The organism is Barnesiella sp. CU968, from assembly GCF_905219685.1.
GTDB classification, from domain to species: domain Bacteria; phylum Bacteroidota; class Bacteroidia; order Bacteroidales; family Muribaculaceae; genus Lepagella; species Lepagella muris_A.
In genome coordinates this window covers 1-18,177 of record NZ_CAJMXD010000018.1, presented here as the reverse complement: position 1 = coordinate 18,177, position 18,177 = coordinate 1, and the positions used below count along the sequence as shown (strand labels likewise).

Genomic DNA, 18,177 nt, shown 5'->3' with positions numbered 1-18,177 from the left:
TTTGATTAACACTTTTTAAGAGACACTAGTGATGTCTGATAAAATATGCGCGTTTATAAAACATTACATATTTTAATATTCTTTTGCGAATTTATATAAAATCATTTACATCTTCCAATAATTAACGTTTATTAACATTATTTTAACATTTAGCACAAAAAAAACGGTTGCCGATTTCTCGGCAACCGTTTAAGTATAGAATAGTAAAACATTACTTGCGCAATGCTTCTTCTTCAGAAGTCAGTTCGGGATCGGTGCCCCAGTTCTGAAGCGACAGACGCTTGTAGTTGTTGTAACGCCACTGTGCGTTTGCTTTCGCAGCCTTGAAGAGCTCATCGGCATCCTGCGGGAACATCTTGTAAAGCGATGCGAAACGCACCTCTCCTTTGAGGAAGTCCTCGAATTTGCTCCAGTCGGGTTCTTTTGAATCGAGTGAGAATGGATTCTTGCCCTCGTTCTCAAGTGCGGGATTATAGCGCCAGAGGTGCCAGTAACCGCATTCTACAGCCTCTTTCTCCTCTTCCTGGCTCTTACCCATTCCTTTCTTGATACCATGGTTGATACAGGGAGCGTAAGCGATGACCAGTGACGGTCCGTCGTAAGCCTCAGCCTCGCGGATAGCTTTCAGTGTCTGAGCATTGTCAGCACCCATCGCTACCTGTGCCACATACACATAACCGTATGTGGTGGCGATAAGACCGAGGTCTTTCTTGCGGATTCTCTTTCCGGCAGCCGCAAATTTAGCTATAGCACCGATAGGCGTGGATTTGGAAGACTGACCGCCTGTGTTAGAATAAACCTCGGTGTCGAGAACAAGAATGTTGACATTCTTGCCTGATGCGATAACGTGGTCAAGACCACCGAAACCTATGTCGTAGCTTGCACCGTCACCGCCGACAATCCACTGGCTGCGCTTTGTCAGGTAATGGCGGAGATTTACGATTGTCGCGCAAGTCTCGCATTTGTCGGCATTTTTCTTTGCCTCTTCTGCAAACTCATAACCGAGATTATGAGAGAGCTTTGCGTCATCTCGGTTCTCATACCATGCCTTTGCCGCCGCACGCAGAGCCTGGGGTGCATTCTCATCTGCTTCAAGCTTCACACAGATATCCTCAAGACGCGCACGCATCTTTTCATATCCGAGATACATGCCGAGACCAAACTCGCAGAAGTCTTCGAAGAGTGAGTTTGCCCATGCCGGACCATGACCGTTCTCATCTGTAGTGTAAGGAGTAGAAGGAACAGAACCTGAATAGATTGAAGAACAGCCTGTAGCGTTAGCCACCATCTGGTGATCGCCGTAAAGCTGGGATATGAGTTTCAGATAAGGAGTCTCGCCGCAACCTGAACATGCGCCGGAGAACTCGAAGAGCGGAGTTGCGAACTGGCTGTTCTTGGCATTGAGCTTCACATCGACAAGATCCGCTTTGCTCTTCACATTCTTGATAAGCCAATCCCAGTTCTGCTGCTGCGGAAGCTGGCTCTCTTCATGAACCATCTTCAGCGCCTTCTCACCCTTCTTGCCCGGACAGACATCCGCACAGTTGCCGCAACCGAGACAGTCAAGAACATCGACCTGCTGAACGAAACGCATACCGGTGAATGTCTTGCCGATGGCGGGGATAGAATGCTCTTCGCCGAAAGGTGCTGCAGCAGCCTCCTCGGGTGTGAGGACAAACGGACGGATACATGCGTGAGGACAAACGTAAGAACATTTGTTACACTGGATACAGTTCTCAGGATTCCATTCAGGAACGAAAGCCGCGACACCGCGCTTCTCATAAGCGGCTGTGCCCTGCTGCCATGTGCCGTCAGCACGGTCGGCAAACGCGCTTACAGGGAGAAGGTCTCCGTCCTGCGCGTTGATTTTGTTCACTATATTGGTGATGAATTCAGGAGCATCCGTGGCTTTTGCAGGCTCGTCTTTGAGAGATGCCCATGCAGGATCTACATCAAGCTTGTGATACTCGCCTCCGCGATCAACGGCGGCATAGTTCATATTGACGATGTTCTCACCCTTCTTGCCATATGACTTCTGGATGAATTTCTTCATCTGCTCAACAGCGAGATCCACAGGTATAACCTCTGTGATGCGGAAGAAGGCACTCTGGAGAATGGTGTTGGTTCTGTTGCCGAGACCGATTTCCTGAGCGATCTTTGACGCATTGATATAATATACGGTGATGTTGTTCTGAGCAAGATAGCGTTTCACCTTGTTCGGAAGATTCTTGGCGAGTTCCTCACCTTCCCAGATTGTGTTGAGAAGGAATGTTCCGTTTGGCATGAGACCGCGGAGAACATCATACATGTGAAGATAAGCCTGAACGTGGCATGCCACAAAGTTAGGTGTATTCACAAGATAAGTGGAGCGGATCGCCGTGTCTCCGAAACGGAGGTGCGAACAGGTGAAACCGCCTGATTTCTTGGAGTCGTATGAGAAATATGCCTGACAGTACTTATCGGTATTGTCACCGATTATCTTCACTGAGTTCTTGTTGGCGCCGACTGTTCCGTCAGCTCCAAGACCATAGAATTTTGCCTGGAACATACCTTCTCCGCCAACGTTGATCTCCGGACCTACGGGAAGCGAAAGGAAAGTCACATCGTCTACGATACCTACTGTGAAGTGGTTCTTGGGTTCTGCAAGCTTAAGGTTGTCATATACCTCGACAATCTGCGCGGGAGTTGTGTCTTTCGAGCTGAGACCGTAACGTCCGCCTACGATAAGCGGGGCGTTCTCTTTGCCGTAGAAACAATCCTTGACATCAAGATAAAGCGGCTCGCCGTTGGCTCCCGGTTCTTTTGTGCGGTCAAGCACCGCGATGCGTTTGGCTGTGGCAGGAACTGCGGCGAGGAAATGCTTCGCGGAGAAGGGACGATAAAGGTGCACGCACACTACGCCGACTTTCTCACCTTTTGCGCGGAGATGGTCGATTGTCTCTTTGATACACTCTGTCACACTGCCCATTGCGATAATCACACGGTCAGCCTCGGGATCTCCGTAATAATCGAAAAGTCCATAGTTGCGACCGGTTATCTTGTTAATCTCTTTTACGTAGTTCTCTACGATTTCGGGTATCGCGTTGTAATAGGGATTGCTTGCCTCGCGGTGCTGGAAGAAGACATCGGGATTCTCTGCCATACCTCTCGCCACAGGCTTGTCGGGGTTGAGGGCGCGCTGACGGAACTCTGCAAGTGCCTCGCGGTCAAGAAGCGGGGCGAGATCCTCTTCGCTGAGAGCCTCGATTTTCTGAATCTCGTGTGAGGTGCGGAAACCGTCAAAGAAGTTGATGAAGGGAACACGACCCTTGATTGATGAAAGATGGGAAACGGCGGAAAGATCCATCACCTCCTGAACGGAACCCTCGCAGAACATTGCGAAACCTGTCTGACGGGCTGACATTACGTCCTGATGGTCGCCAAAAATGCTGAGCGCATGCGAAGCAAGCGTACGTGCCGAGACATGGAACACACAGGGAAGCAACTCTCCGGCAATCTTATACATGTTGGGGATCATCAGAAGGAGACCCTGGGAAGCGGTATAAGTAGTGGTGAGAGCTCCTGCCTGAAGTGAACCGTGAACCGCACCTGCGGCTCCACCCTCGCTCTGCATTTCCTGCACCAATACTGTCTCGCCGAAGATGTTCTTTCTTCCGGCTGCCGACCAATCGTCCACATACTCTGCCATCGTCGACGACGGGGTGATGGGATAGATCGCGGCTACTTCGCTAAACATATAACTGATATGCGCAGCGGCCTGATTACCGTCGCATGTCAGAAATTTCTTTGTCTTGCTCATAGTTATAATCGATTAATTTTGAGTTATCTCGTTTTTCTTTTTTTACCTCTCTATTATATTGAACCTGTCTAAACCGATAATTGTCGATTGCAAGCAAAAAACTATTTAGACCCGTTCATTTTCAGCCTACAAAGTTAGCAAATAATCTTCATAGTCACAAAAGAGAAACCAATCTTTTCTCACCTTTGATCTTCTTTCCCCTGGCTGAACTTAGAATATCCTCTGCCTCTTCATAAGGCACCGCGACAAGAGAATAATGGTCATAAACGTCTATTTTGCCAAGCTTTGAGGCTTCTGCTCCGCATTCTTTGACCAGAAATCCGACAATATCTCCTTTCGACAATTTTTCCTTCTTGCCAGCAGAGAAACGCAACGTGGAATATTGCGGAGACACAGGGGTCTTACCTTCGACATCGGGATAAAGGGTATCATCAAAATCCGTGAACTCCTTTACATCCTCTTCAGGTCCGACAAGCACATATATGTCGCCTTCGCGGTCTACACGCGCTGTTCGACCGTTACGGTGGGTATAGGTTTCAGGCGTAAGTGCCTGATGATAATGTATGATTGATTTTACATTCTCTATGTCAAGTCCGCGGGCGGCAAGGTCTGTGGCGACAAGAACCGGACGACTGCCGTTGTTGAACAATGCCACGGCAGTCTCTCTCTCTCGCTGGTCGAGGGCTCCGTGATAGAGAACAACCGGAAAACCGCGTTTGTTGAGATAGCCGGCGACACGCTCGGCACTTTCACGATAGTTCACAAACACAATGCTGCGTTCATGACGCTCTCCCTTGGAAAGATGGGCAAGCAGTACACAAAGAGAATCAAGCTTGTCATTTATGTCTGAATCGACCCTGTGCACCCTCAGGCGCGAATGGAGTTCTCTGTTGTCTTCAAGATAATTCAGCGTAACAGGATTGTCAAGATTCAGAAAATCCGGCAAGACATCAGCCTTTGTTGCCGAAGTCAGGATATAGCGGCTCACATTCTTAAGTCTGCCGACTATCTTCTTCATCTCTTTCTCAAATCCGAGTTCCAGAGATTTGTCAAACTCGTCAAGCACAAGTATACGCGTGGGCAACACATCTATGTTCCGGCGGTTGATATGGTCAAGCAGACGTCCGGGAGTGGCAACGATTATGTCGGTGCCCGCGGAGAGTGAGTTTACCTCATCCTCCACCTTATGTCCGCCGTAAAGCTGCGTGACTTTGAAACCGGCGGCTATCTGACCTACTATCTGCGAAATCTGTATCACAAGTTCTCGCGACGGAGCGACGACAACTGCCTGAACCCTTCCTGTTGATGGTCTGAGAATCTTGAGCATCGGCAATATGAAAGCCAATGTCTTACCCGACCCTGTCGGCGACAGGAGTATTATGTCACGCGATTCCGAGGCTCGCGACATCATCTGGCGTTGCATCGGATTCAATTCCTTAATTCCTAATTTCCCTTCAACAAGAGGAAGAAACTCCTTTTCTCTCATAATGTATGTATTTGAGACATCAACTGATCTGCGACCAATCGTATGTCTTTGAAAAACGGGTCCGCAACTCGGTGCGCACCAACCCTAATGATTCCGGAGAGAGAGCAAGTTCCTCCCCCGGATATTGCTCCACCCCGTGCGCCGGGGTTTCAAGAAGTTCCGGATGGGCGTTGAGCACAGCCTCAGCTCCCTGACGCGCTACGTTAAGAATCTGTCCGTCACTCGCAAGATTCGCTATCCTTAGATTAAACGCTATTCCGCTCTGTTGGGTTCCCTCCATATCTCCGGGACCGCGCATTTTCATATCGGCTTCGGAAATAAGGAAACCGTCGGTGGTTTCTGTCATGATGCTTAACCGCTTGCGTGTATCACCGGCGATATTGTGACGGGTCATGAGAATACAATAACTGCAATCCGCGCCACGCCCCACCCTTCCTCTGAGCTGATGAAGCTGGGAAAGTCCGAAACGCTCGGCATTTTCTATGACCATCACGGAGGCGTTAGGCACATTGACTCCGACTTCAATCACCGTGGTCGCGACAAGAATACGGGCGGATCCACTTACAAACTGCTCCATCTGGTAATCTTTTTCAGCAGGTTTCATCTGACCGTGTACCATACAGACCTTGACATCGGGAAAAAGACCTCTCACTCGCTCAAGTCCCTGCTCCACGCTCTTCAGCTCGAGCTTCGGATTCTCCTTTACCAGTGGATAAACTATATAGACCTGTCTTCCCGCTTTAAGTTCTCTGTTTATCAACCGGTTCACCTCCATCCTTGCATTGTCGAATTTCAACCAGGTCTGAACCGGTTTCCTACCGGGAGGGAGCTCATCGATTACCGACACATCGAGATCGCCATAAACCGTCATGGCAAGTGTGCGGGGGATAGGCGTGGCTGTCATTACAAGCACATGAGGCGCGACAGCGCTTTTTTTCCACATCTTGGCTCTCTGTGCAACTCCGAACCGATGCTGCTCGTCGATTACAGTAAGACCGAGATTGCGGAACTGCACGTTGTCTTCGATAAGGGCGTGAGTTCCCACAATAATGTCTATGTCACCGGATTGCAGTCCCTCGTGAATCTCCCGGCGTGCCTTGGCTCTGGTGTTGCCTGTAAGCAACGCCACACGAAGTCCTATGGCTTCTCCCCATACGCGTATCGTCTCGAAATGCTGGGAAGCCAGAATCTCGGTTGGAGCCATAATGGCAGACTGAAAACCGTTGTCTGCCGCCATGAGCATGGTCATGAACGCCACCATGGTCTTGCCGCTGCCGACATCTCCCTGAAGCAGACGGTTCATCTGACGCCCGGTGCGCATGTCGTTGCGAATCTCTCTGAGCACCCGTTTCTGCGCTCCGGTCAGTTCAAAGGGTATATGCCGACTGTAATAGGTATTGAAGTAATCTCCGATTTTTGCAAGCACATGACCTCTTATGCGTCTGCCTCGTTCACGCGAATATCTGAGAATATGAAGCTGCAGATAAAACAGTTCCTCGAACTTCATCCTTTCACGCGCTTTCTGAAGTCTGTCGGGATTCTGTGGAAAATGGATGTTGCCGAGAGCCTCCCTCAGCGGCATCAACGAATATTTGTCTATAATTTCCGCCGGTAGGGTCTCCCCCACCTCTCCGATTCTCGCATTGTTGAAAAGATTCTTGACAAGATCTGAAAGCAGACGCGTGGAATACCCCTTTTTCCTTAGTTTGTCGGGAATGGTATAGACTCCCCTGAAACCCTCGGGCGGACGCGTGGCATCATACGCACTGACCTCAGGATGAGCCATCTGCCAGATATCGCGGAATTGTGTCGGCTTTCCGAACAATATATAGGCGACTCCAGGCTGATATGCTGTCTTGAAGAAATTGACCTTGGAGAACCACACCACCTCCATAAACCGGCTTCCGTCATAGAATGATCCCTTCAGCCTCTGTCTGAGACCTTCTCCCTCTACGGTAAAACCTACAAATCTTCCCAACACCTGAACTGAAGGCATTTCTCCGCTAAATTCGGATATTTTATAAAACCGGCTCGTATCCACATAGCGGTACGGAAAAGTATACAGCAGGTCTCCGAACGTGCGTATATCAAGTTCGCTGTCAAGAAGCTGGGCGCGTTTGTCGCCGACTCCTTTAAGATATTTTATGTCAGTATCGAGAAATGACAATATCCGTTTTTAAGAAAATGTATTCAGATTTTTAAGAAACTGTGTTCAAAAGAAGCTCGGCAATGCGGATATCAAGAGGATCCGTCACCTTCATGTTATATGGAGAGCCGTCGAAGAGAGCTATGCGGTGTCCTGCCGCCTCGGCGACAGACGCGTCATCAGTCATTGATGTTATGTCTGCGCGGCTGTATGCATTCTTGATAAGTGAGGCGGAAAATACCTGAGGAGTCTGCACTTTGACATAATCCTTGCGTGGCACGGCAACATTCCCTGACTCCGAGACAAGCCGGATGGAATCTGTCATCGGCTCTGCCGGAACCGCAGCCCCGTTTTCTATGGCGGCATTCCACCCGCGGGCTATGATTTCGCGAGTTACAAGAGGGCGTGCTGCATCGTGAACAGCCACCAATGCATCTCCGGCATCCGGCACAGACATGAGCCCGTTTCTCACAGACTCCGCACGCGAACGACCGCCGCAACTTAGACGCACCTTGATACTGCGGTCTTTCTCCGGCAACTCAGAATAAAGGATATCCCATTCATCGAAAAAACCGGGATGCAGCACAAGTATGATCTCGGTGGAAGAATCCTCTTCATGAAATGCCCGCACCGACCACCACAGCATCGGCACATCGCCCAACATCTGGAATTGTTTGGGAACAGAGCCGCCGGCGCGGTTTCCCTCCCCGCCGGCGACAATCACTGCATATTTTTTCATACTATCTTAAGATAGTTCCGGATTACATGTTCATGCCGCCATCGACCTGAATAACCTGACCGGTAACGTAACCTGACATGTCGGAAGCAAGGAAGGTTGCCACATTTGCAATATCCTCTACCTTACCGCCACGACGCAACGGGATTTTCTGACACCACTCCTTACGGACTTCGGCGGGAAGCGCCTCAGTCATCGCTGTCTCGATAAAGCCGGGAGCTATGGCATTTGCGCGGATGCCGCGTGAGCCCACCTCCTGCGCGATACTCTTGGCAAGGGCGATCAGACCTGCTTTGGATGCGGCATAATTCGATTGTCCTGCATTTCCATGAACACCTACCACTGATGCCATATTTATTATGGAACCTGATTTCTGACGCATCATGATCGGAAGAACGGCATGGATATAGTTGAATGCGGACTTAAGATTGACCGCAATCACGGCATCCCACTGCTGCTCGGTCATGCGGAGCATCAGACCGTCTTTGGTGATACCTGCGTTATTCACGAGAATATCTATACTGCCGAAATCTGCCTTTATCTCCTCCACGGTCTTTTCCGTAGCGGCGAAATCAGCTGCATTGGATGCATATCCCTTGCATTTTACACCGTAAGCCGCGATCTCTTCTTCTGTTTTTTTACCATTCTCATCGATAACAAGATCCGTGAATGCGATGTTACACCCTTCGGATGCGTATTTCAAGGCAATCTCTTTGCCGATTCCTCTTGCAGCGCCTGTTACAATCGCTGTCTTTCCTTCAAGAAGTTTCATAAATATTGTTGTTAATTGTATGCTCTAAATTTTCACAGCCGGGGAAGACCCGGCTTATAATATATTGAAGTGATTTATTTCTCCACAATAAAACAGCCGCATGAATAGCCGCCGCCAAATACCATCAGTGCCACTTTCTCCCCTTTCTGAATCTTTTCTATATCCTGAGCAAGCACAAGCGCGGCTGATGCCGATCCTGTATTACCCAGTTCCTCGATATTATTGAGGAAACGATCCATCCCCATGTCAAGCTGATGAGCGACCTGAGCCACAATCCTCTTGTTTGCCTGATGACATATGAATTTGGAAATATCTTCGCGTTGAAGACCGGAATTCTCAAGAGAATTGTTGAGAGCATGAATCATATAGCGACATGCATGGATAAAGACATCGCGACCGTCTGGCATAGTGATGCCGTCTTCTTTCGGACGCAGACACACTCCGCCTGGACCTTTGCCTATGTCTCCGAGACCCTCGGTATATATGTCGAGTATTTTAAGGTCATGTTCACTCTGTCTTTCCTTCGACACAAAATATGCAACCGCCGCGTCTCCCCACAAATGACCGCTTTTGGGGTCGGATTCATTTGAATAGTAAGTGTTCTGCTCACTGCATATCAGAAGAGCTTTGTCTGCCTTTCCCATTGCAAAGTAACCCTCTATTATCTCAAGTCCGTTTATAAACGACGAGCACGCAGACGAGGCATAAACAGCCTTGGCACCATGAATGCCGAAATGTCTCTGCGCTTTGTGAGCGACAGTCGCGACTGTATCATACACACAATAATGGGCAGACACTATCAAACCGGTTTCCTTCACATCGTACGGAAGTGATTTGACCGCATCCTCTACAGCTGCTATCGCCATGGTGTCGATATTCTCGTCGGGAGCGACCTTCGAACGTGTCTTTATTCCGGTGCGCTGCTCGATCCATTCGGATGTCAGACCGTTTACCTCCAGAAAATGCTCGTTCGGCACCCTAAGTTCCGGCACAAATATGCCCATTGAGTTAATATACATATTCAATAGTCTGTTAAAATTTTCTTTTAAGTCAGCGGCATTGCCGACAACGACATCATCTTGTCATAATCCCGTTCAGGATAAGATCCGCTATAACTTTCTTTATTTTTTCATCTCCAAGTCCGTATTGCGACAGACTGTCGCGGATATACGGCACGTCAAGTCCATGGACAGCATTGACTATGACCAATGCGCATTCCTTAACATTGCCAATCCTGAAATCTCCCGTCGCTATGCCCTCATGCAATATTTCAATAAGCAAAGCCGCCTCTTTTCTTGTGATTATGGCTCGTGCACGATCCACTTTCCTCACGTCCCTGAAAAATCCGGCTCTCAGAGATCCGTTGCGAGAAACGATCTCACGCATCGTCTGAAGACGGCATCCGACATATTCCTGAAGCTTTTCCTCAGGTGATATAGGTTTTGCCAGTATCATGCGAAGCTTGACCAGAAGCTGCTCTGACTCGTTGTCTATGACTGCATTGAATATCTCACGCTTACTTTTGAAATAAGTATAGATGGTGCGCCGACCTTTGTCAGAAGCGGAGGCGATATCATTCATTGTCGTATTCTCCACTCCCTTGCGGGCAAAAAGCTGACGGGCAACCTCTATAAATTTCTCACGCGTTTTCTTTACCATCTCAGTCTTTCTAAGAGTATCCGGCGGCGAAACTTTATTATACAACAAACGAATCCTCCACCGAATTGCACATAGTCGGGATTATTGAGCAAATTTAACAATTTTTCTTCAATTCTCACCTATATTTCCTCCCCATTTGAACTCTCATCAATAAAAATCTGCAAAATAATGCTGTCAAACATATTTTTTTAATTTTTTTAGCCAAATAATTTGCATGTTTCAAAAATAAGTCGTAACTTTGCACCCGTAAATAACACCGCGGGGTGGAGCAGTGGTAGCTCGTTGGGCTCATAACCCAAAGGTCGTAGGTTCGAGTCCTGCCCCCGCTACTAAAAGAAACGCCGACTTTCGAGTCGGCGTTTCTTTTATACACACCCTTTGAACTGTTTAAATTCATACAGTTTAGAAACTGTTTAAATTTAATTGTGAGATTCATTGAGTGGATTTTATGCGGTGTTTTCGCGAGTTGAAGAGGGAACATAGCGGGCTATGTGACCGAGGAGACTCGGTGAAAACAACCATAAAAGACCTCAAGGAAGCCACAAGATACATTATAAAACATTTTCGAATTAAATTCATACAGTTTCTTAAACATCATACCTCTTAACACCCCTTTTAACGTGGAAGTAGTATACGAAGACAATCACATAATTATTGTCAACAAATCGTCGGGAGAAATCGTGCAGGGAGACAAGACAGGAGACACCCCACTCTCCGAACATGTCAAAAATTATCTTAAAGAGAAATACAACAAGCCGGGAAACGTATTTTGCGGTGTTGTGCACAGGATCGACCGTCCGGTGTCCGGTCTTGTAATTTTTGCCAAAACTTCCAAAGCTCTCGAACGGCTTAACAAAATGCTGCGCGATGGCAATATACACAAAACATACTGGGCTCTTGTGGAAGGTGTTCCAGGGTGCCAGGAAAAGACACTTGAGAATTTCCTCGTCTCTGACGGAAGAATAAACAAGACTTTCGTTTCAGACTGCAGAAACCCTGAAGCAAAAAAATCAATACTGAGCTACAAGACTGTTGCAAGGGGCGACAGATACACTCTTCTTGAAGTCAATCTGCTTACCGGAAGAAAACACCAGATTCGCGCCCAGCTGTCGGCAAACGGCAACCCGATAAAGGGAGACCTCAAGTATGGCGCCAGAAGAAGCAACCGTGATGGCAGCATATCCCTGCAGGCACACCGCATCGAATTCATCCATCCGGTTTCCGGACAACGGATATCTCTTGAGATTCCACCACTCCCCGACATGCAGAAACTTCTATGAACAAGAGCACCATGCATAACAAATGACACAACAAAAAAAGGCTCGCATTTGCGAGCCTTTATTGTGTCTGATGATTAATTATTATCAGTCAGCGAGCTTGATTGTCACAGCGCGATCCAGGGGAGCACCCTTTGCACCGAAGTCAGTCAAGTTGTTAGCATCGATGCGAGCATCGAGCTGGTTCTCGTCAACACCGCATTTTACGAGGAATGCCTTAACGCCATTCACACGCTGGTTGCGGAGACGAGTGTTGACCTCATCGTTACCTGTGTAGTTGTCTGCCCAACCTGTAAGGATATATTTCTGGTTGGGAGTCTCTTTCATAACTTCTGCCATTGATTTGAGGATAGTCTTCTCACGGCTTGAAAGAGAATACTGGTTGATGGGATAGTAAACAGTTGCGAGACCTTCGCAGCTTACTTTCTCAACAGGACGTTTGAGACATTCGTCAAGCTGCTTCTGGAGGCTTGCGATCTTGGCGTCAGCCTGAGCAAGGCGGGCTACGAGAGCGTCACCCTCTGCGTCTGTGTATTTCCATGTAGGACATACGGCAGTAACAGGACAGTTCCAGTCTTTCTTGCCGAAGTGTACGTTAAGACCTGCAGAAAGCTGAAGATCGTGAGCGTAGTGGGGGTTGTAAGCACCACCCTCTTTGAAGAGCTGGTAAGCTACATCAAGGAAGATATCAACGCTCTTGCTTACTGCGAAGTTGTTCTGCAAACCTACGTTGATGAAGAGCGGAGTGCTCTTTGCAGAACGCCAACGGAGATCAGCACCGTCATATGCGCGACGGAATGTGAACATTGCACCACCACCTCCGTGAAGAACTGCGTTGTAAACACGACCGGGACGATAGCCACACCACCAGTTAGTAAGGTTGATGAGAACATCGAACTCGGGAGACACAGCCTGCATCTTCTCGGGATAGTAACCGTTAGCGAGAGCGGGCTCGTTCTGCTTGCGGAACATACCCCAGTACTGAGTAGCACCCTTAGTCATAAGATACTGACCACCGAAACGGAAACCGAATGTAGGAGTTACCCATTTGCCGAAATAGAGAGCGGCGTTGCCACCGAAACGGTTCTTAAGCTCTGCGTGGATGTTATCCTTTGCAAAAAGGATGTTGGAACCACCCTGAACTGTCATAAACCAGTTGTCTGTAGCCTTGTTCATAAGGTAACCCTGTGAGCAATCCTCAACATAAGTCACCTCCTGCGCATTGGCGCTGAAAGCACCGGCAGCAAGAACAGCGAGAGTAAATAATACACTTTTCTTCATAAAACAACAAATTAATTAATTTATGTAATTGTCTATATTTTCAGTTATTTATAGCGGAATCAAACAAGCATGTGCTTCTATAAATTGTTAATTTTCACACTTGCATTGTTAAATTCGAAGTGCAAAGTTAGCACTTTTTTACATATAAACACTATTTCTTTAAAAATAGTTTAATATTTTTTAATACATTTTCCGTATTATAACCAAATTTTTCATCAAGCACCTTTGCTGGAGCCGACGCTCCGAAACGCTCCATGCCCATGAATCTGTATTCGCCTCCGTTAAGCAGCGGATAAAGAGTCGCGGGAAGACCGGAGGTAAGTCCGAAAAGTCTGACTCCGGCAGGAATGACACTGCGGCGATATTCTTCACTCTGGCTGTTGAAGAGACCGATCGAGGGCACGGAAACCACACGTGCGGCAACACCTTCGTTTTTAAGTTCTTCTGCTGCATGGACAAGAAGCGCCACATCGCTGCCATTACCGACAAGTACGACTTCGGGATTCTCGGCATCGACAACGACATAACCGCCCCTGGCTGTTTTCTTTGCCTCTTCGCGACGGTTATCGCCGGGGAGATCCTCAAGATTCTGACGCGAGAATATAAGGATAGAAGGTGAGTGAACATTCTCCATCGCAAGTTTATATGCCTCCAATGTCTCTGCAGAATCCGCAGGACGGAGAACAAGTGCAGAAGGTCGTCCGCTGAAATTGGAAATCTGTTCCATCAGTCGTATCTGCGCCTCTTGCTCTATTGGCTCATGTGTCGGTCCGTCTTCTCCTACGCGGAAAGAGTCGTGTGTATAGATGAACTTGACGGGAAGTTCCATGAGTGCCGACATGCGTATTGCCGGTTTCATATAATCGGAGAAAACAAAGAATGTGGCACACGCACCGAATACTCCGCCATGAAGCGCGATACCATTGATGATGCATGCCATGGTAAGCTCTGCAACTCCAGCCTGAAGGAAACCGCCGGTGAAATCCTCTTTGCAGAGAACAGTGGTCTTCTTCAGGAAGCCGTCGGTCTTGTCGGAATTGGCAAGGTCGGCACTCGACACAATCATATTGCCCACATGCTCGGCAAGAAAACCGAGAACGGTAGCCGAAGCTGCGCGACTCGCCATATTTGCCTTGAACTCGACTGAATCCCACGGAAGTGCGGGCAACTTGAGATCAATATAATCCTGAAGCTGACGCGCTTTGTCAGGATTTGCAGCCGCCCATTCGTCATAAGCCTGACGACGGACCGCCACTATCTTTTTAAGTTCTTCGGCGCGGGCGGCATAAAGATTCTTGACATCCTCGCGGATTACCCACGGGTTCTCCGGATCTCCGCCGAGATTCGCGACAGTCTTGTCGATATCGGCACCGGCTGCCGATAGCGGCTGTCCGTGTGTGGCTATCGAACCTTCAAGCGAATTCCCCTCTGCATCCACAGCGCCTCGCGCCATGATCGTATTACCGATGATCAGAGTCGGTTTTTCCTTCTCTTCAAGAGCCTGCTGCAAAGCACCAGCTATTGCGAGAGGATCTGTGCCGTCAACCTCTATTACATTCCAGTGCCATGCGCGATACTTCGCGGCTGTGTCTTCATTAGTAACATCGGAGACATTGGTTGAAAGCTGAACCTTGTTGGAATCATAGAACATGATAAGATTGCTCAGTCCGAGTTTGCCTGCAATGCGTCCTGCTCCCTGTGAAATCTCCTCCTGGATACCTCCGTCGGAAATGAAGGCGTATGTCTTGTGAGCCACAACCTCTCCGAAACGGGCGGCAAGGAATCTCTCGGCGATTGCCGCGCCTACCGCCATCACGTGTCCCTGACCAAGCGGACCGGAGGTATTCTCGATGCCGCGCTCAACATCCACTTCAGGATGACCCGGAGTGACACTACCCCACTGACGGAAGTTCTGAAGATCCTCTATGGTAAATTTGCCGGTGAGCGCAAGTATGCTGTAGAGCATCGGCGACATATGACCGGGATCAAGGAAGAAACGGTCGCGTGCGAACCACTTGGGGTCTGCGGGATCATACACAAGGAAACTTGAATACAATACATTGATGAAGTCCGCGCCTCCCATAGCGCCTCCGGGGTGACCGGATTTGGACTTCTCCACCATTTCCGCGATAAGAACTCGCAGATTATTGGCGGCATTGTTCATGACTTTTACGTCCATAAATTCTGTCTGAATGTTACAACTCCGGCAATATGGACATTAGCCATCTTGCCGGAGTCTGTTTGATTTATTAAAGATCTCTAAGGTCAACAGGTTCTTCTCCGACCGGAATATCTTTGTTGATATTCTTGGAGCCGACAACCGAATAATAGAGAATGTAGGCGAGCATTGCCACAACCAGCCAGTAGCTGTTGATATAACCGAAAGTTCCGCCACCGAGTACGCGGGCGATCCAGTCCTGTATGAACGGCATGATACCGCCGCCGACAACCATCATCATGAATAGACCGGAAGCTTTTGCCGTATACTTGCCCAATCCCTCTGTCGCAAGATTGAAGATACCTCCCCACATTACTGAAGTGCAAAGACCGCAGAGGAAGAGGAAAAGACATTTCAAGGGCACCTGACCGCTCATGATGTTGAGAGCAGCGATCTCGGGAGACTTGAAAGTTATATCCTCGGGAAGGAAGATAGCGATAAGAACGAGAAGAATTGCTACTGAAGAAACGGTTATCATCTGTGCGCGTGTCGACACTTTTCCACTGATGATTGTGCTAAGGAAACGGCCGATAAGCATCATAAGCCAATAAAGAGCGGCAAGAGATCCTGCCACAGCTGCGGCGCCTTCGAAGTTTTCGCGGCTGATCCATGCGTTAAGCTCTCCCGGAATACCGATTTCGATTCCGACATAGAAGAAAATTGCAATCACACCGAGAAGACAATGACGGAACGCAAGGGGCGAATGCTCATATTTCACCTGCTTTAGATTTGCCTGTGGCTCCTGAATCCTGATGAAAGAGATAATGATGAACGCCACTACGAAGATTACGATACCGGTTGTCACAAGAGGTGCGACAGCCGCCATGGTAGTCTCTTTTGTAAGTGTGCCCACAAGCATACCTACGAGCAGAGGAGTCAGTGTTCCGGAAAGCGAGTTGAGTGTTCCACCTGCCTGCACGAGCTGATTACCCTTGTTGCCGCCGCCTCCGAGGAGATTGAGCATAGGGTTGACAACGGTGTTGAGCATACAGACACAGAAACCGCAGACCAATGCTCCGAGAAGATAGATGAAGAGATTGAGTGTTGTGGGATTTTCACCTCCTATAACCACTACATTGCCGCCGACAACGCTCGACAGCAACTGGATTCCGAGACCGATCGCACCGACAGCCAATGCTATCAACGCGGTTTTTTTGTATCCGTAACGTATGAGCATGTTACCCGCCGGAATACCCATGAAAAGGTAAGCGGTGAAGTTCATAAGGTTACCTGCCATGCCAGCCCATTCATACTTGAATCCCCAGATGTTGCCGAAGGGGGCTGCCATGTTGGTCACGAACGAAATCATCGCGAAGATGAAGAACATCGTGACGATAGCGACCAATGATCGCTTTTGTGTAGATTGAGTCATGATAGAGTTGTTATTATTATGGTTATTAAATTCTAACGTCAATATTCCCTTTCACCGAAAATAAGACTTCCTATTCTCACTGATGTCGAGCCTTCCTCCACCGCTATGCGCCAGTCATGGCTCATACCCATGGATACTCGGTCGAAGCCACGCAGTCCAAGCGAGTTGTCTTCTGAAATCTCCCTGAATATGCGCCGGATTTCAGCAAAATCCGCACGCACCCGGGACATGTCGGAGGTATTCGATGCCATACCCATCACTCCGCATATGTGGGTATTGGTAAGATTCTCGAACCGTTTATCTTTAAAATAAGACATCAGTTCTTCGGGAAGGAAGCCGAATTTGGTTTCCTCCGCAGCCACATGAACCTGCATAAGGACATTTGTGACTACCCCCGCCTTGCGGGACTCGGAATCTATGAGGGCAAGCAGCTTCTCGGAATCGACACTCTCGATCAGCGCCACTTTGCCAATAAGCTGCCGCACCTTATTGGTCTGAAGATGACCGATGAAGTGCCACTCTATATCTTCGGGAAGCAGAGGAATTTTCTCAAGAAGTTCCTGAACACGGCTCTCTCCAAAAAGACGTTGCCCGACATCATATGCCTCGCGGATCATCGACGCCGGATGAAACTTGGAGACCGCCACAAGACTGATTCCTTCAGGAATCTCCTCGCGCAGTTTTATTATCTCTTCGGCTACCATCTCTTTAACCGATTATCATCCAAGATTTGCCGGAAAAACATCCATCAGAGGAGTCTCCACAATAGACGCTATCTCGAAGTCGCCCATTGTTCCTTTCATTCCTTCAAGAAAATTCTTGAGAGCATCTTCGAAATCTGAAGCCTGCACAAGTATCAGTGTCGCCGTTTTTTTCTCGGCTCCTGACTTTTCATCAAGTGTGATGAAATTAACCTTCACAAGATAGTATCGGTCGCCACCCTCGTTGAAGAAAATTTCGGAAATCTTTGTTTTCTTTTCAGAAGAAATGGAATATTCTCCGGAGATAAAAGGCTTCATCTCCTCCACGATGCGCGCCTCTGCCTCCGTAAAAGTCAATGCATCAACGAGATAAGGTTCGTTTACCTTTTTAACCATCCCGTTTTCCTGCATCTTGTCATATCTTACTTTGCATTCAAACCAAAGAGCCATATATGTAGAAACTGTTTTAATTTTAAGACAGGTGTCTGACATGGTGCCACAACCTGCCACGTTAATCTGTTAACTAAAATTTACCTCATTGAAGACCCCTGCATTCCGGCAGGCATGCAGGCTCTTCTATTTGCAAAGTTAATCAAAAATCCGCATGATTTTCTCTTTTGTTTCAAATTTTTGCTAAATTTGCCATTGTTATATTCCCATCTTTTACAGTCCAAAAACGAGCAAACCCTTTTGTACATTGGCGTGAAGCCATGTGCAAAAGGGTCTATAT

At 48.2% G+C, this 18,177-nt stretch carries 14 protein-coding genes and 1 tRNA gene; 2 read left to right on the top strand and 13 right to left on the bottom strand.

Annotated features, from left to right (window positions below; translation table 11 throughout):
* Positions 1–211: 211 nt before the first annotated feature.
* The 7 genes from nifJ to JX312_RS01645 form a co-directional block, all read right to left on the bottom strand.
* Positions 212–3,736 carry a pyruvate:ferredoxin (flavodoxin) oxidoreductase gene (nifJ, locus tag JX312_RS01675; RefSeq protein WP_370541466.1) on the bottom strand — a complete coding sequence of 1,175 codons (3,525 nt, stop codon included), beginning with the start codon at positions 3,734–3,736 and terminating at the stop codon, positions 212–214.
* Between the two features lie 217 nt (positions 3,737–3,953).
* Entirely contained in the window at positions 3,954–5,285 is a 1,332-nt protein-coding gene (locus JX312_RS01670) for a DEAD/DEAH box helicase (RefSeq protein ID WP_124030681.1), read from the bottom strand.
* Between the two features lie 19 nt (positions 5,286–5,304).
* Positions 5,305–7,455, bottom strand: coding sequence for an ATP-dependent DNA helicase RecG (gene recG / locus JX312_RS01665; protein ID WP_123405196.1), 2,151 nt, complete (start codon positions 7,453–7,455; stop codon positions 5,305–5,307).
* Positions 7,456–7,483: 28 nt separating this feature from the next.
* The gene (locus JX312_RS01660; RefSeq protein WP_124030682.1) at positions 7,484–8,170 is read right to left on the bottom strand and encodes a 2-C-methyl-D-erythritol 4-phosphate cytidylyltransferase; all 687 of its coding nucleotides are present in this window, start codon (positions 8,168–8,170) and stop codon (positions 7,484–7,486) included.
* A 22-nt stretch (positions 8,171–8,192) separates the two neighbouring features.
* A complete protein-coding gene (gene fabG, locus JX312_RS01655) occupies positions 8,193–8,939 on the bottom strand; it encodes a 3-oxoacyl-[acyl-carrier-protein] reductase (protein WP_123405192.1) in 747 nt (248 codons plus the stop codon).
* A 74-nt stretch (positions 8,940–9,013) separates the two neighbouring features.
* The gene (locus JX312_RS01650) at positions 9,014–9,958 is read right to left on the bottom strand and encodes a 3-oxoacyl-ACP synthase III family protein (RefSeq protein WP_123405190.1); all 945 of its coding nucleotides are present in this window, start codon (positions 9,956–9,958) and stop codon (positions 9,014–9,016) included.
* Positions 9,959–10,013: 55 nt separating this feature from the next.
* Positions 10,014–10,598: a TetR/AcrR family transcriptional regulator gene (locus JX312_RS01645; RefSeq protein WP_128708074.1), complete on the bottom strand. Its 585-nt coding sequence runs from the start codon at positions 10,596–10,598 to the stop codon at positions 10,014–10,016.
* 257 nt (positions 10,599–10,855) lie between these two features.
* Here JX312_RS01645 and JX312_RS01640 point away from each other — a divergent pair.
* Positions 10,856–10,927 (top strand) — tRNA-Met (locus JX312_RS01640).
* 291 nt (positions 10,928–11,218) lie between these two features.
* Positions 11,219–11,878 carry an RluA family pseudouridine synthase gene (locus tag JX312_RS01635; protein ID WP_123405186.1) on the top strand — a complete coding sequence of 220 codons (660 nt, stop codon included), beginning with the start codon at positions 11,219–11,221 and terminating at the stop codon, positions 11,876–11,878.
* A gap of 84 nt (positions 11,879–11,962) precedes the next feature.
* Here the strand turns inward: JX312_RS01635 and JX312_RS01630 are convergent, their stop codons facing one another.
* The 6 genes from JX312_RS01630 to JX312_RS01605 form a co-directional block, all read right to left on the bottom strand.
* Complete coding sequence (locus JX312_RS01630) at positions 11,963–13,156, bottom strand: OmpA family protein (protein ID WP_123405184.1); 1,194 nt, start codon at positions 13,154–13,156, stop codon at positions 11,963–11,965.
* A gap of 151 nt (positions 13,157–13,307) precedes the next feature.
* On the bottom strand, positions 13,308–15,335 hold the full coding sequence (locus JX312_RS01625; RefSeq protein WP_123405182.1) for a transketolase: 2,028 nt from the start codon (positions 15,333–15,335) through the stop codon (positions 13,308–13,310).
* Positions 15,336–15,405: 70 nt separating this feature from the next.
* On the bottom strand, positions 15,406–16,746 hold the full coding sequence (locus tag JX312_RS01620; RefSeq protein WP_124030686.1) for an MFS transporter: 1,341 nt from the start codon (positions 16,744–16,746) through the stop codon (positions 15,406–15,408).
* A 38-nt stretch (positions 16,747–16,784) separates the two neighbouring features.
* Entirely contained in the window at positions 16,785–17,450 is a 666-nt protein-coding gene (locus JX312_RS01615; RefSeq protein WP_204456756.1) for a YggS family pyridoxal phosphate-dependent enzyme, read from the bottom strand.
* Positions 17,451–17,465: 15 nt separating this feature from the next.
* On the bottom strand, positions 17,466–17,897 hold the full coding sequence (locus tag JX312_RS01610) for a DUF4494 domain-containing protein (RefSeq protein ID WP_123405280.1): 432 nt from the start codon (positions 17,895–17,897) through the stop codon (positions 17,466–17,468).
* Positions 17,898–17,977: 80 nt separating this feature from the next.
* Positions 17,978–18,177: hypothetical protein (locus tag JX312_RS01605; protein ID WP_204456754.1), on the bottom strand; the 200-nt coding region annotated here is incomplete at its 5' end.